The organism is Candidatus Avelusimicrobium alvi, assembly GCF_958451995.1.
Lineage (GTDB): Bacteria > Elusimicrobiota > Elusimicrobia > Elusimicrobiales > Elusimicrobiaceae > Avelusimicrobium > Avelusimicrobium alvi.
Window position 1 is genome coordinate 41,368 of the sequence record NZ_CAUDSG010000008.1, and the last position, 13,406, is coordinate 54,773.

Annotated in this window: 24 protein-coding genes and 1 pseudogene; 1 reads left to right on the plus strand and 24 read right to left on the minus strand. The window is 50.5% G+C overall.

Annotated elements, in window-relative coordinates; translation table 11 throughout:
• Window positions 1-154 precede the first annotated feature (154 nt).
• From secY to ACQY36_RS02895, 23 genes are all read right to left on the minus strand, one after another.
• Complete coding sequence (gene secY / locus ACQY36_RS02785; protein WP_428056900.1) at window positions 155-1,492, minus strand: preprotein translocase subunit SecY; 1,338 nt, start codon at window positions 1,490-1,492, stop codon at window positions 155-157.
• Complete coding sequence (gene rplO, locus ACQY36_RS02790; protein ID WP_428056898.1) at window positions 1,492-1,953, minus strand: 50S ribosomal protein L15; 462 nt, start codon at window positions 1,951-1,953, stop codon at window positions 1,492-1,494. The genes secY and rplO overlap by 1 nt, the downstream gene beginning before the upstream one ends.
• A gap of 18 nt (window positions 1,954-1,971) precedes the next feature.
• The gene (gene rpsE, locus ACQY36_RS02795; protein WP_428056896.1) at window positions 1,972-2,574 is read right to left on the minus strand and encodes a 30S ribosomal protein S5; all 603 of its coding nucleotides are present in this window, start codon (window positions 2,572-2,574) and stop codon (window positions 1,972-1,974) included.
• 17 nt (window positions 2,575-2,591) lie between these two features.
• The gene (gene rplR / locus ACQY36_RS02800; protein WP_428056894.1) at window positions 2,592-2,957 is read right to left on the minus strand and encodes a 50S ribosomal protein L18; all 366 of its coding nucleotides are present in this window, start codon (window positions 2,955-2,957) and stop codon (window positions 2,592-2,594) included.
• Window positions 2,958-2,959: 2 nt separating this feature from the next.
• Entirely contained in the window at window positions 2,960-3,511 is a 552-nt protein-coding gene (rplF, locus tag ACQY36_RS02805) for a 50S ribosomal protein L6 (protein ID WP_428056892.1), read from the minus strand.
• Window positions 3,512-3,520: 9 nt separating this feature from the next.
• Window positions 3,521-3,913 (minus strand): 30S ribosomal protein S8, encoded by a 393-nt coding sequence (rpsH, locus tag ACQY36_RS02810; RefSeq protein WP_428056890.1) that lies wholly within the window; start codon window positions 3,911-3,913, stop codon window positions 3,521-3,523.
• A gap of 72 nt (window positions 3,914-3,985) precedes the next feature.
• Window positions 3,986-4,171: a type Z 30S ribosomal protein S14 gene (locus ACQY36_RS02815; RefSeq protein WP_087289315.1), complete on the minus strand. Its 186-nt coding sequence runs from the start codon at window positions 4,169-4,171 to the stop codon at window positions 3,986-3,988.
• Between the two features lie 18 nt (window positions 4,172-4,189).
• On the minus strand, window positions 4,190-4,783 hold the full coding sequence (gene rplE, locus ACQY36_RS02820; protein ID WP_428056888.1) for a 50S ribosomal protein L5: 594 nt from the start codon (window positions 4,781-4,783) through the stop codon (window positions 4,190-4,192).
• A 17-nt stretch (window positions 4,784-4,800) separates the two neighbouring features.
• Window positions 4,801-5,109: a 50S ribosomal protein L24 gene (rplX, locus tag ACQY36_RS02825; protein ID WP_428056886.1), complete on the minus strand. Its 309-nt coding sequence runs from the start codon at window positions 5,107-5,109 to the stop codon at window positions 4,801-4,803.
• 2 nt (window positions 5,110-5,111) lie between these two features.
• On the minus strand, window positions 5,112-5,480 hold the full coding sequence (rplN, locus tag ACQY36_RS02830; RefSeq protein ID WP_428056884.1) for a 50S ribosomal protein L14: 369 nt from the start codon (window positions 5,478-5,480) through the stop codon (window positions 5,112-5,114).
• 28 nt (window positions 5,481-5,508) lie between these two features.
• Window positions 5,509-5,778: a 30S ribosomal protein S17 gene (gene rpsQ / locus ACQY36_RS02835; RefSeq protein WP_428056882.1), complete on the minus strand. Its 270-nt coding sequence runs from the start codon at window positions 5,776-5,778 to the stop codon at window positions 5,509-5,511.
• Window positions 5,779-5,789: 11 nt separating this feature from the next.
• Window positions 5,790-5,993, minus strand: a complete 204-nt coding sequence (gene rpmC, locus ACQY36_RS02840) for a 50S ribosomal protein L29 (RefSeq protein ID WP_087289324.1) — start codon at window positions 5,991-5,993, stop codon at window positions 5,790-5,792.
• Window positions 5,994-5,996: 3 nt separating this feature from the next.
• Window positions 5,997-6,407 (minus strand): 50S ribosomal protein L16, encoded by a 411-nt coding sequence (rplP, locus tag ACQY36_RS02845; protein ID WP_428056880.1) that lies wholly within the window; start codon window positions 6,405-6,407, stop codon window positions 5,997-5,999.
• 13 nt (window positions 6,408-6,420) lie between these two features.
• Entirely contained in the window at window positions 6,421-7,155 is a 735-nt protein-coding gene (gene rpsC, locus ACQY36_RS02850; protein WP_428056878.1) for a 30S ribosomal protein S3, read from the minus strand.
• A 3-nt stretch (window positions 7,156-7,158) separates the two neighbouring features.
• Window positions 7,159-7,518 (minus strand): 50S ribosomal protein L22, encoded by a 360-nt coding sequence (gene rplV, locus ACQY36_RS02855; protein WP_428056876.1) that lies wholly within the window; start codon window positions 7,516-7,518, stop codon window positions 7,159-7,161.
• A gap of 16 nt (window positions 7,519-7,534) precedes the next feature.
• Window positions 7,535-7,819, minus strand: coding sequence for a 30S ribosomal protein S19 (gene rpsS, locus ACQY36_RS02860; RefSeq protein WP_177746033.1), 285 nt, complete (start codon window positions 7,817-7,819; stop codon window positions 7,535-7,537).
• 2 nt (window positions 7,820-7,821) lie between these two features.
• Window positions 7,822-8,661, minus strand: coding sequence for a 50S ribosomal protein L2 (rplB, locus tag ACQY36_RS02865; RefSeq protein WP_428071183.1), 840 nt, complete (start codon window positions 8,659-8,661; stop codon window positions 7,822-7,824).
• A gap of 22 nt (window positions 8,662-8,683) precedes the next feature.
• Complete coding sequence (locus ACQY36_RS02870; RefSeq protein WP_428071181.1) at window positions 8,684-8,980, minus strand: 50S ribosomal protein L23; 297 nt, start codon at window positions 8,978-8,980, stop codon at window positions 8,684-8,686.
• Window positions 8,980-9,612 (minus strand): 50S ribosomal protein L4, encoded by a 633-nt coding sequence (gene rplD, locus ACQY36_RS02875; protein WP_428077612.1) that lies wholly within the window; start codon window positions 9,610-9,612, stop codon window positions 8,980-8,982. Before rplD ends, ACQY36_RS02870 begins: the two co-directional genes overlap by 1 nt.
• Before the next feature lie 12 nt (window positions 9,613-9,624).
• The gene (rplC, locus tag ACQY36_RS02880) at window positions 9,625-10,416 is read right to left on the minus strand and encodes a 50S ribosomal protein L3 (RefSeq protein WP_428056873.1); all 792 of its coding nucleotides are present in this window, start codon (window positions 10,414-10,416) and stop codon (window positions 9,625-9,627) included.
• Between the two features lie 18 nt (window positions 10,417-10,434).
• Complete coding sequence (rpsJ, locus tag ACQY36_RS02885) at window positions 10,435-10,779, minus strand: 30S ribosomal protein S10 (protein ID WP_428056871.1); 345 nt, start codon at window positions 10,777-10,779, stop codon at window positions 10,435-10,437.
• A gap of 373 nt (window positions 10,780-11,152) precedes the next feature.
• Window positions 11,153-11,503: a hypothetical protein gene (locus ACQY36_RS02890; protein WP_428056869.1), complete on the minus strand. Its 351-nt coding sequence runs from the start codon at window positions 11,501-11,503 to the stop codon at window positions 11,153-11,155.
• A 16-nt stretch (window positions 11,504-11,519) separates the two neighbouring features.
• Window positions 11,520-11,882 (minus strand): hypothetical protein, encoded by a 363-nt coding sequence (locus ACQY36_RS02895; RefSeq protein WP_428077614.1) that lies wholly within the window; start codon window positions 11,880-11,882, stop codon window positions 11,520-11,522.
• A gap of 323 nt (window positions 11,883-12,205) precedes the next feature.
• On the opposite strand from ACQY36_RS02895, the gene ACQY36_RS02900 reads away from it, so the two are divergent.
• Window positions 12,206-12,730, plus strand: coding sequence for a pilin (locus ACQY36_RS02900; RefSeq protein WP_428077616.1), 525 nt, complete (start codon window positions 12,206-12,208; stop codon window positions 12,728-12,730).
• Between the two features lie 566 nt (window positions 12,731-13,296).
• Here ACQY36_RS02900 and ACQY36_RS02905 read toward each other — a convergent pair.
• Window positions 13,297-13,406 (minus strand): annotated as a pseudogene (locus tag ACQY36_RS02905) (elongation factor Tu); the annotation flags it as partial.

Sequence of the window (13,406 nt, forward strand, 5' to 3'; positions counted from 1 at the left end):
ACGCAAAATAATTTGTTAAAAATTCTGGAAAGAACAACTTTGTTGATTGAATAATTTTTAGGATTTTGCGGGCAATTCTGCGTGTGCGCCCCTAAAGCATACTTACTGCCGGGGAAAGGGCGCACAACAAAGAAATGCCCCAAAATCCGTAAAATTACTGTCCGACGTTGAACCAGCGGCCTTTAATGCGTTTGCTGCCTTTCATCAGCGGCTCGTAGTTGCGGGCCAGCAGATGCGCCTGGACCTGGCCGACGGTATCCAACGCGACGCCGACGACGATCAGCAAGGCCGTACCGCCGAAGTAAAAGTCTACGTTAAATTCCGCGCGGAAAAAGTCCGGCAGAACAGCAATCAAACAGACGAAAATCGCGCCGCAGAACGTTAGGCGGTTCATTACCCATTCAATGTAATTTTTCGTCGGTTCGCCCGGGCGGATGCCGGGAATGAAGCCGCCCCATTTCTTCATATTATCAGCCAAATCGGACGGGTTAATCGTCATAGAATTGTAGAAATAACAGAAGAAAATAATCAGCGCGGAGAACAGCACCATATACAGCACGCTGCTGTGGTTCATGGATTCCAACAGTTTCTGCGCCCAGGGAGCTTCCTGATTAAAGCTGGCAATCGTCAGCGGCAGGGAGATAACGGACGAGGCAAAGATTACCGCGATTACGCCGCTCTGATCAATCTTCAGCGGCAAATAGCTGGTCTGCCCGCCGTAGGTTTTGTTCCCCACCTGGCGTTTGGCGTATTGGACCGGGATTTGGCGCTGGGCCGTTTCCAGCCACACCACCAGGGCGGTAATGACAACGGCCGCACCGAAAATGACGAGCGCCATGAAAAAGTCCATTTCGTCCGTCTGCACGCGGTGCACCACTTCCATAATCGCGCCGGGAAGGCGGTCCACGATGCCGGCAAAAATGATGAGCGAAATACCGTTACCCACCCCTTTTTCCGTAATCTGCTCGCCAAGCCACATGACAAACATCGTACCGGCCGCCAGGGTCAGTACGGTGGTGACAAAAAACATAAAAGACGGATTGACTACCGCCGAAACGCCGCCCGCGCCTTCCACTTTCGTGATGGCGAACGTCATCATGGCGCCTTGCAAAACAGCCAGGAACAGTGCAAAAATACGGGTAATCTGGTTTTCTTTTCTTCTGCCGGATTCGCCCTCTTTATGCATTCTGTCAAGCGCAGGGAAAATATGCGCTCCGCGCACGAGGCCCATAATAATGGACGCGTTGATGTACGGCATAATACCCAGGGCCAAAATCGAGAATTTGCCCAAAGCGCCGCCGGAAAAGATATTCATAAAACCGAGAATACCGTTCTGGTGGGCGGCAAACATTTGTTTCAAAACGTCGGTGTTGATACCGGGTATTGGGATTGCAGCTGCAATCCGGAAAACGGCCAACGCCCCGATCAAGAAGAGAAGTCTCTTCTTGAGTTCGGGAGCGTTAAAGATATTTGCAACTGTGTTGTTAGCCATTATTTGGTCTTCTGTTCAATAACGGTTACGGTGCCGCCGGCTTTTTCAATCGCCGCTTTGGCGGTGGCGGAAAAACCGTGGGCAGACACTTTTAAAGCTTTGGTCAAAGCGCCGTTCGCCAGCACTTTCACGCGGGAAGCGTCGTGAATGACGCCCGCTTTTTTCAAAGCTTCGGGGGTTACTTCCGCACCCGCGGCAAACACTTTTTCCAGGGAGCCTACGTTGACGTAATCGTAGCGTTTGGCAAAATCCTTATTGGAAAAACCGCTTTTCGGCGTGTGGCGGATAAGAGGCATCTGACCGCCTTCTTTGCTTTCTTTGCGGCTGTTGCCGGAGCGGGAGGTCTGGCCTTTCATGCCTTTGGTGCAGTAGTTGCCCAGACCGGAACCCGGGCCGATGCCCAAGCGTCTTTTTTCTTTTCTAGACCCGTGTTTAGGGAAAAGTTTATTCAAAGTTACCATTTTATTCTCTCCACAAAACTATTCGGCCTTGGCGGCTTCGGCTTTCACTTCAGCTTTCGGGGCTTCGGCGGCGGCTTTTTCAGCCTTGCCGCGGATGACGTTCACCGCTTCTTTGCTTTTAAGCTGTTTGAAAGCTTCCATCGTCGCGTACACGAGGTTGCACGGGTTGGAGCTGCCCAGGCTCTTGGCCAGGACGTCCTTAATACCGGCAGCTTCAAACAAGAGGCGCGCACCGCTGCCAGCGATTACACCGGTACCGGGGGCGGCGGGCTTCATCCAAACGGAAGCGGCGCCAAACTTGCCGATGACTTCGTGCGGAATGGTTTCGCCCGAAATCGGGAACGTAATCATGTGCTTTCTCGCGTGGGATTCAGCTTTGGCGATAGCCAGCTGAACCTGATTCGCCTTGCCAATAGCAACGCCCACTTTGCCCATGCCGTTTCCGACCACGACGAGCGCGCGGAAGCCAAAGCGTTTACCGCCTTTGACTACCTTGGCCGTTCTGGCTACGTGGATGACCGTCGTCTTGCCTTCGGCGAGCGGTCTTGCTTTTTGAAACTCGGCTCTTTTGCCTTTCGCTTCTTTTTTGTTATCGCTTTTTACTAGCGTTTCATTGGACATTAAATTCACCTGTGACCTTAGAATTTCAATCCTGCTTCTCTGGCGGAATCCGCAAGCGCTTTGATTCTGCCGTGGTACACGCGTCCGCCGCGGTCAAACATCACTTCCGTGATGCCTTTTTCAAGCGCTTTCTTCGCGATGGCCGCGCCTAAAGCTTTGGCGGCTTCTACGCTCTTGGCGGAGGTGTCAAACTTGCCTTCAAATTCTTTGGACAACGTGGTCGCAGACACTAAGGTGCTGTGGTTATTGTCGTCAATGATTTGGGCATAGATATATTTCAAGCTTCTGTACACCGAAAGGCGCGGGCGATGCGCACCGTTTTTCAAGAGGTGGCCGCGGCTGCGGTCCTTTCTGTATTGGTATCTTTCTTGTTTAGTGGCCATAATTATTTGCCTCCCGCCGCAGTTTTACCGGCTTTGCGGGCAATATGTTCGCCCTGGTATTTAATACCGCTGCCTTTGTAGGGCTCCGGAGGTCTGATTCTTCTGATTTTGGCCGCGAAATCGCCCACTTGGAACTTGTCGCTGCCTTTAATCGTTACCGCGCCGGATTTCGGATCCACCGCAACCGTAAGGCCGGCGGGGATATCCAAATTGACGGGGTGAGAGAAACCCAGGTCCAAATTAAGTTTTTGGCCCGCCACGTTCGCGCGGTAACCCAAGCCGTTGATTTCCAACACTTTGGTGAAACCGGTCGTTACGCCTTCAATGATGTTGGAGACGTTGGCGCGGGTGGTGCCGTGAAGGGCGTTGAGTTCTTTCCAGCGGGTTTCCGGGATGGAGAACGTCAAAACGGCGCCTTCCAGGTTCGGGGTGATTCCTTCCGGGATGACGTAGGATAAAGTGCCCAGCGCGCCGGTGGCGGTAATCACGTTTTCTTTAATTTCCACTTTGGTGGCAGCGGGAATATTGATGATTTTTTTACCGATTCTGCTCATAATTCCCCCTTACCAGACCTGGCACAACAGCTCGCCGCCGATTTTTTCGGCTTTGGCTTGGGCGTCGGTCATAAGGCCCTTGGAAGTGGAAAGAATGGAAATGCCGAAAGCGCCGCGAACTTTAGGAATATTGTTGTAGGCGCTGTAAACGCGGGAACCCGGTTTGGACACTCTTTTGAGGCCCTGGATTACGCATTCGTTTTCAGGCGTGTATTTCAAAAACACTCTTACCACGCCGCCCTTGGTTTCGTTGTGGACGGCTTTGAAATTGGCGATGTATCCTTCTTCTTTCAGGATGCGCGCAATTTCGGTTTTAATTTTAGAAAAAGGGATGTCCACTTTTTCTTTCTTTTTCATATTGGCGTTTCTTATTCTGGTTAAGAAATCTGCGATTGGATCCATTTCTATAGGCTACCCTTCCAAGCCACTTTCCGTTTTGCGGAGTTGGCCCGAAAAAGGTACCTCCTCCTGTAATTACCAGCTCGATTTTCTAAGACCCGGGATGAGACCCTGGTGTGCCATTTTTCTCAGGCAGATACGGCAGAGACCGAAGTCGCGGTAGTAACCTCTCGCGCGCCCGCAGATTTGGCATCTGTTGTGGTAGCGCACGGCGAACTTTTGGTCTTTAGCCATTTTTGCAACCCATGCTTTAGTAGCCATAAAGTTTTTTTGCTCCTATTATTTAGCCGATTTGCGGAAGGGCATACCCATGTAATCCATGAGCAGGCGGCCGCCTTCGTCGTTGCTGGCCGTGGTGACGAACGTAATGTTCATACCGTGGGCTTTGGGTGATTTTTCCACATCAATTTCCGGGAAAATATAATGTTCTTTAATACCCAGGTTCAAATTGCCTTTTCCGTCAAAGCTCGGGTTAAAACCCTGAAAGTCGCGGATGCGGGGGCAGGCGATGGTGATGAAGCGTTCCATGAATTCATACATCTTCGCGCCGCGCAGCGTTACGCGCACGCCGATGGGCATACCTTCTCTCAACTTAAAGTTGGAGATGGATTTTTTCGCTCTTCTGACTTGGGCGGCCTGTCCGGCAATGGCGCTCAAATCTTCTTTGGCGATTTCCATCGCTTTGATGTCTTCGCGGGCTTCTTTCACGCCGATGTTGATGACGATTTTCGTCAGTTTCGGCGCGGCCATCGGGCTTTTTACGCCCATATCTTTGAGCAAGGCCGGAAGCACTTTTTCTTTGTAAAGGGCCTGCAGTTTCGGCTGATAGCCTTCGGGCGCCTTCGTTACGTTTTTAGTTTCTTTCTTAGTCATTTTAACTTTTACCTAGATTAAATGATCGGCTCGTTGCATTTGCGGCAGACGCGCGTTTTTTTGCCGTCGGCCGAAATTTGCATCTTAGGCGTCATGGCTTTTTTGCATTTGCCGCAGATGATGGCTACGTTGGACGCGTCCATCGCCGCTTCCATCTGCACAATGCCGCCCTGCTTGTCTTGGGAAGGTTTCACGTGTTTGGAAATCATGTTCACGCCGGACACAACCACTTTGTTCTTGGCCGGATTGACCGATTTCACTTCGCCTTTCTTGCCTTTGTCCTTGCCGGACAGCACCAAAACGGTATCTTTCTTCTTAATAATCATACTTATACCACCTCAGGAGCCAGGGAAATGATCTTTAAAAAGTTCTTTTCTCTGAGTTCTCTGGCAATAGGACCGAACACACGGGTGCCTTTGGGTTCGCCGTTATCGTTGATGATGCAGACAGCGTTGTCATCAAAGCGAATATAGGAACCGTCTTTTCTTCTTCTTTCGCGGGCTACGCGAACGACTACCGCGCGGACCACGTCGCCTTTCTTAATGGCGGAGGTAGGGATCGCATCTCTGACGGAGCACATCACGACATCTCCCAAAGTTGCGATATCCCGGTGGTGGCCGCCGCGCACTTTAAAGCATTGCACTTTACGCGCGCCGGAATTGTCGGCCACATTGACTATGCTTCTTAATTGAATCATACTTTAATAACTCCGTAGTTTTAAAAAACTAAGCTCTGGCTTTTTCCACAATCTTGGAAACACGCCATTTCGTCGTTTTGGAAACCGGGCGGGTGCTCATGATTTCCACTTTGTCGCCGATTTTGCTTTCGTTGGCCTCGTCGTGCGCGTGGAATTTGGCCGCTCTTTTGAGCGTCTTGCCATAGCGGTCGTCATGGACCAGGCGTTCCACCGTCACGGTGCGGGTTTTGTTCATTTTGTCGGAAACAACCACACCGGTGAGGACTTTTCTTTTAGCACGGGATTCTTGATTTTCCATGTTTCAAACCTCTATTTTTGCTCTTTCTTCTGGTTGATCAGCGTTTGCAGAAGAGCAATCTCGCGTCTTACAGCTCTGATTTCCATCGGGTTGGCGATGGGGGTGGTGCTGTGTTTGAAAAGAAGATTGAACTTCTTTTCCTGGGCTTTGCCGAGCGCTTCGTTCAGTTCGGCCAACGTTTTGTTTTTCAAAGCTTCTTTTTCGTTCGTCTTCATAAACTACCTTCTGGTTACCAGTTTCGTCTTAATCGGCAGTTTGTCGGAAGCCAAACGCATGGCTCTCTTGGTGTCTTCGAGAGAAGCGCCTTCCAGTTCAAACAAAATTCTGCCGGGCTTCACGACCGCGGCCCAGTATTCGGGCGCGCCTTTACCTTTACCCATACGGGTTTCGGCGGGGTGTTTCGTGATGGCTTTGTCCGGGAAAATGCGAATCCACAATTTGCCTTTTTTCTTGATGAAACGGGACAAGGTGATACGGGCAGCTTCAATCTGCCGGGCGGTAATCCATTTGGGCTCCAAAGCTTTCAACCCAAATTCGCCGAACACCACTTCCGCACCGCGTTTGGCGTTGCCTTTAATGCGCGGAGCGCTGAAGGGTTTGCGATATTTAACTCTTTTAGGCATCAACATATGTCAAAGTCCTCTATTTGGTTTCCTCGGCCGGGGCAGCGGCAACTTCCGCCGCGCCTTCGTTGGAACCGCTTTCCATGTCGCGATGTTTCTTGAGTTCGTTCATAATCTCTTTGGGAGATTTGGCGAAGTGGGTTCTCTTGAAAATCCAGACTTTAATGCCGATTTTACCGCTGATGGTATTGGCTTCGGTGAAGCCGTAATCAATATCGGCGCACAGGGTATGCAGCGGAACGCGGCCTTCGCGTTTCCACTCGGTGCGGGCGATTTCCGCGCCGCCGAGTCTGCCGGATACCATAATCTTAATGCCGAGCGCTTTGCCGGACAGGGCCTTTTCAATCGCTTTCTTGATAGCGGCGCCGTAGTGCGCGCGTTTTTCAAGCTGCATAGCGATGTTTTGGGCAACCAGCTGGGCGTCCGTTTCCGGATTTTTGATTTCAATTACGTTGACGAAAGTTTTGCTGCCGGTAAGGGCTTCAATTTCCTTTCTCAAAGCTTCAATGTCGGCGCCTTTTTTGCCGATCACCACGCCCGGGCGGGCGGTGTGAACGTTAATGCGCAGGAACGCACCGGCTCTTTCAATGCCGACGTAGCTGACGGCCGCCATTTTGAATTTGTCGTCAATGATTTTGCGGATCTGGAAATCTTCCATAATCAGCGCCGGCATATTCTTGGGGGCGAACCATCTGGAGCGCCAGTCCTGAATATAACCTAATCTAATTGACCGGGGATGAATCTTGTGTCCCATAAATTAGCGACCTCCCTTTTTTTCGTCGGTAACGATAACAGTCAGATGGCACATGCTCTTTTTGTAAGGCATCGCGCGGCCTTGCGGGCCGGGCTGCACTCTTTTCAAGTGGCTGCTGGGGCCGAGATTGGCAAACGCTTCTTTAATGAAGACCTTGCCCAAATCCAGCTTTTTACCAGCTTTAACTTCCAGGTTGGCGGCGGCGCTGTGAAGCGTCTTGGCAACCAGGTCAGCGGTGCGTTTGGCGACGAACGGAAGAACGTCTTCCGCCGCTTTCACGTTTTTACCGCGGATCTGATCCAGGACCAGGTTCACCTTGCGGCTGCCAAAGCGTTGAAATTTAGCTTTTGCACAAGCTTCCATATCAAATCCTCAACTCTTATTTCAGGGCGGTGGAATCTTTCGTCATGCCACCGTGACCTTTGAACAAACGGGTGAACGAAAATTCACCGAGCTTGTATCCTACCATTCTTTCGGAAACGTAAATGGGAAGAAATTTTCTGCCATTATGCACGAGGAACGTGTGTCCCACGAATTCCGGCACGATGGTGCAGGCTCTTGCCCACGTCTTGATAGGTTTCTTTTCATTGGAAGCGTTCATCGCCTGAACTTTTTCCAATAAGTTTAAATCTACAAACGGACCTTTTTTAGTTGATCTTCCCATAATTACTTAGCCTTATTTTTTCTTCTGTCGCTGACAATCATCCAGCCAAACGCTTTCTTGGTGGAGCGCGTTTTCAGACCGCGGGTCTGCTGGTTCCAGGGAGAGCGCGGAATGTTGCCGCCTTTACCGTGTCCGCGGCCGCCGCCCATCGGGTGGTCTACTGCGTTCATGGCGCTGCCGCGGACGGTAGGTCTTTCACCGCGGTGTCTGTTTCTGCCGGCGTTGCCGATCACGATGTTGCCGTGGTCCACGTTGCCGACCTGGCCGATCGTGGCGCAGCAGGCGCTAGGGACCAGGCGGATTTCGCCGGACGGCATTTTGATATGGGCGTAGTCCGATTCTTTGGCCATAAGCTGAGCCTGGCTGCCGGCGCTGCGCGCGAGCTGCGCGCCTTTGCCGACTTTAAGCTCAATCGCGTGGATAAAAGTACCTTCGGGAATGTTTTTCAAAGCAAGGCAGTTACCCACTTTAATATCTGCGGCCGGGCCGGACATAAGTACATCGCCCACCTGCACGCCGAGCGGATGAAGGATGTATCTCTTCTCGCCGTCAGCGTAGTTTAAAAGGCAAATACGCGCGCTTCTGTTCGGATCGTATTCAATGGAAACGACCTTGGCGGGAATGCCGTATTTTTCTCTTTTAAAATCGATTTGTCTGTAAGCACGTCTGTGGCCGCCGCCGATGTGGCGCACCATAATCATACCGGTGTTGTTTCTGCCGCCGGTTTTGCGCAGACCTTTGGTCAGGCTCTTCTCGGGAGTGGTCTTGGTAATGTCGGAATAATCCGATACCGTGATCGTTCTGCGGGAAGGGGTGTAAGGTCTAAATGTCTTAATAGGCATAGTTAGTAGTTTCTCCTTTCAGCTACTTTGAAGAGGCTTCCACCACTTCAATTTTATCGCCTTCTTTCAAGGTAACAAAAGCCTTTTTGTAATCAGGTCTTTTGCCCTCAAAGCGACCCATCCGGTGGGTCTTGCCCGTGACGGAAATGGTGTTAATCTTGGTAACGGTTACGTTAAAGATTTTTTCCACCGCGGTTTTAATTTCGCCCTTGGACGCGGTTTTCGCTACCACAAAACCGTAGCGGTTATGCGTGTCTCTTTCAATGAGGCTTTTCTCGGTCAAAAGGGGCTTTTTTAAGGTTTCGTACGTGCGGGACATTATTTGGCCTCCTTGGCGAAGGTTTCGCATAGTTTTTCAACGGCGTCTTTGGTCAGAATGACTTTGGAGCTGTTGAGCACCACATAGGCGTTGATGTCCTGCGTCGGCATATGCGTAAGGCCTTCTACGTTGCGGCAGGCCAGCGCGGCGTTGGCGTCGGCGAAATTGTCAAGCACTAACGGTTTGCGGCCGGCGGACAGGGTTTCCAGCACTTCGGCGAAAGCTTTGGTTTTGGGTTCTTTGAAGGTCAAAGATTCCAAGACAACCAGGTTGCCTTCGGCGAGCTTGGTGGAAAGCGCCATCGCAAGGGCGGTTCTTCTTTTGGCGGCCGGCAGTTCCTGACGATAGGAGTGCGGGGTGGGACCAAAAGCGACGCCGCCGTGGCGGAACTGAACGGCGCGCAGGCTGCCCTGACGGGCGCGGCCGGTGCCTTTCTGTTTCCACGGTTTCTTGCCGGTTCCGGAAACTTCGCTGCGGGTTTTCACGTCAGCGGTGCCGCTTCTTTGGTTGGCCAAAAAGGCGGTGATGACTTCATGCAGGAAGGTGGGGTTGGCTTTGACGGCGAACAAGCTGTCCGGCAGAGCGCAGGTCCCTTTTTCTTTTCCTTTGATATCTAAAACTTTAGTTTCCATGGGTCAAAGTCCTTACTTCTTGTTGGCGGCTTTGGAAGCAGACACTTTCTGCTGCTGGGGCGCCACATAGTGTTTTTTGTATTTGGAAGTTTCCAAGACGGAAACGATGGAGCCTCTCGCGCCCGGCACGGAGCCTTTGAGGAACAAGAGACCGTTTTCGTTATCCACTTTGATGACTTCAATCTTGGCTACGGTGTGGGTGGTGGTGCCGTAATGACCGGCCATGCGCTGACCGGAAAGCACTTTACCCAAGGAACGGCGGGAGCCCAAGGAACCCGGAGCTCTTTCTCTGTCGGAGGCGCCGTGGGAGGCAGGCTGACCGGCAAAGCCGTGGCGTTTCATCGCGCCGGCAAAGCCGTGGCCTTTGGTTTTTCCCTGCACGTCAACATAATCGCCGGGTTTAAAAATTTTATCGAGTGAAATGACTTGACCGATTTCAAAACCGTTCACGTCGGCAACACGGCATTCTTTCATGTGTTTGACCGGCGTTACGCTGGCTTTTTTAAAATAACCGAGTTCAGGTTTGTTAAGTTTGCTTTCTTTCACTTCGCCAAAACCCACGCAAACGGCGTTGTAGCCGTCTTTTTCCTGGGTTCTGACACGTACAACTTTGCACGGACCCGCTTTTACAACGGAGACGCCGTGAAGGTTGCCTTTTTCATCAAAGAGCTGGGTCATGCCCACTTTTTCGCCGATTACAAAACGGAACGTAGCCGGAGCTTCTTTGACAGTTTCTGCTTTGGCCGTTTCAGCAACGGGCGTTGCCTCTTGGGCACCAGCAGCTTGGTTAAGTTCTTCTGTCATATCTCTTAGGGTTTCCTATTAGTTGCTTTTGATTGCCACATCTACGCCGGCCGGTAAGTCAAGCTTCATCAGTTCGTCTACGGTCTTAGAGGTGGGACTTTTCAGATCAATGAGTCTTTTGTGAATGCGCATTTCAAATTGTTCTCTGCTTTTCTTATCGGTGTGGGGAGAGCGAAGCACGGTGTACTTTTTAATCCGGACCGGTAGAAGAACAGGACCCGCCACGATGGCGCCGGTTTTTTGCGCGGTTTCCACAATGCGGGAAACAGAGGCGTCCAACATGCGATGGTCGTAAGAACGCAATTTAATGCGGATTCTTTCCTGGCTCAATACTTTAGCCTTTTTTTCTGTTTTTTCTGCCATTTTTTGGTTTCCTTAAATGTTTTTTACAAAAAAATTATTCGGCAGAAATCCCTTCCCCGGGTCGTTCTCTCTCGACGAGCCGGTTAGGAATTTGCTGCCTTACTTCTAATTCAGTACATTTTATTATACTAAATTAGCGGGCTTTTGCGCCATACATTTACTGACGGATTTCACCTTACCGCGTTCTCGTATGGCCGCCTTAAATTCGCTTATATATATTGTATAATATCCGCCCTGTATTGTAAAGCGCGGCGATGACGGTCCGCGCCCCGGGCGGCTGGGAACTTGTCCGGCGGCGGGTTTTCCCCACTCCGGCGGGTTTTCCGACAAAAAAGCCGGCCCCCTTCAGGAGCCGGCTTTTGGCTGGAAAAACTTAATTGCGGCCTTTGGGCAGTATCAGCTCGCCCGTGCAGACATTGTTTTCGCATTTGGGCGTAATCTGCACATAGCACATTTCGCGGGTGCAGGGAGCCATTTGGCATTCCTCGTTCCACACGGACTGCACTTTTTCGGCGGCGGCTTTGTTTACGGCTTCGTAGCCGGCGCACATGCAGCAGCCTTTCTGAACGGCCGCACAGTCGGCGTCCACGGTGCAGGATTTATCGGCTTTGGCAATGGCCTTGGTTACTTTGGCCGGAACGGCGTTAATGCCCGCGCGTTTGGGGGCCGAAGAGCACGCGGCCAAAGCGGCGGCGCAAATAATCAAAAGAATCGCTTTTTTCATTTATACAGATCCTCCCTTATTGGGCAAAATACTCTTTCATCGGTTTGGGGGTGCCCACACAGGCACCCTGCTGGCACGAAGTGTTAATTTCCACATAGCACATCTGCAGCGTGCAGGCGGCCAGGGCACATTCTTTTTCCCATATCGGCTTCAACGCCGCGGCGGCGTCTTTATTTACGGCTTCGTTGCCGTGGCACAGACAGCAGCCCTTATTGACCGAGGTGCAGTCCTCGTCCACTTTGCAGGACTTATCGGCCGACCGCAACGCTTCGGCGTAATTTTTAGCTTTCATATTGACGGGAGTTTTCACTTCCGCCGTTTTGGTGCATCCGGCGAACAACACGGCCGCGCCCAATAACCCCAACAGTTTGATATTCATATTTCGGTTCCTCCGTGGTATAGGATATTATATCAAATTCTATATTCCCGCCAAATTTATTATAATAGAACCGTAGTACACAATTTTATCTGTTTTTGGAACCGTGTGCAGAACACGGCGGCATTACATAAAGTAATCCAGAGCAAGTCCAAAAACAGCCGATTAGAGGCGCAGGACTGAGGGCCTTATAACCCCTCTGTCTTGTGCCGAATGTTTGCCGCCCGAGTGGCGGCAGACTACGGCTGTTTATATTTGCGGTACTTGCTCTGGCGCAATATGAACAGCCGTTTTTGTTCGGGTTCCAAAGACAACAAGGAGCCTTTATGAACAACAGCTATACATTAAATCTTCGCCAAGGGTTTACGTTGATTGAACTTTTGGTAGTAGTACTCATCATCGGGATTTTGGCCTCTGTAGCGTTGCCGCAATACCAAAAAGCGGTGGAAAAGGCACGCGCAACGGAGGCGCTTTCTATTACCAACAGCATTGTCAATGCTGTGGAAACAACTATGTTAAGTAGTGGTGTTTATGGCACCGACGAGATATATGCATATCCAGAAAACTGGGATATTTCTTTATCTGGCGGCTACTGGAAGGATTCGGGGTGTTGTGGCCCTATGTATGTAACAAACAACTTTCTCTATTTGACCAAAGATGATAACACAGGCGCAACTGCATTCCGATGTAAAGAGAAATGCACGGGAAACATAGACGAGGAAACCCTTTACTCTTTATTTCGATGCTACCCTTCTTCTTACGACGGAGAAAACTGTTTAGTTTGCTCCGCAGACACAGAACAAGGCAAAGATATCTGTAAATCTTTAGTAAGTCTAGGGGTCGAATATTAGTCGGATTAATTAATCTTACCAAACGCGCAAAACCCCCCAATAATAAGGGCATTATTTCAACTTGAAAAAACGCCATTTTAGCTGTTTTGCCGCCCTTTGCTCCGCTTATAAAAAGCGTTCTTTGCGGATGAGAAATTTTATTGTCCGAGCACAGCGAGTTATAAAATTTCCCGCCGAGAACTGCTTTTTATGGAGCCCGAGCGGCGAGTTTTTTGTTACTTTTTGTCGGCACAAAAAGTAAGGAAAACCTTTTGAAAAATTGTTTATCCTAAAAAGCAACAAGGGACGAAAAATTTTTCGTCCCTTGTGCGTGAATCGTAAGATAACAACAGCCGTTATTCAGGTGCCGTGCAGGTTAGAATAACTTTGCATAGCATTGGCTGATTTTTCAGATTTGCGCTAAATTTGCGTTGCCAGTTGCCCGAGGAAGTACTGTAAGGTACGCCGAGAGGCAAGGGAACACAAATTTAGCCAAATATGGAAAATGGTTGCCCGTATAACGAGCAAGGGATAAGAAATTTCTTTCTTATCCCTTGTGCGTAAACCGTCAGTTAAGTACAGTTGTGTTACTCAATAATTTTGGTAACAACGCCGGCACCCACCGTGTGACCGCCTTCGCGAATCGCGAAGCGCAAGCCTTCTTCCATAGCCACTGGCGTAATCAATTTCACTTCAA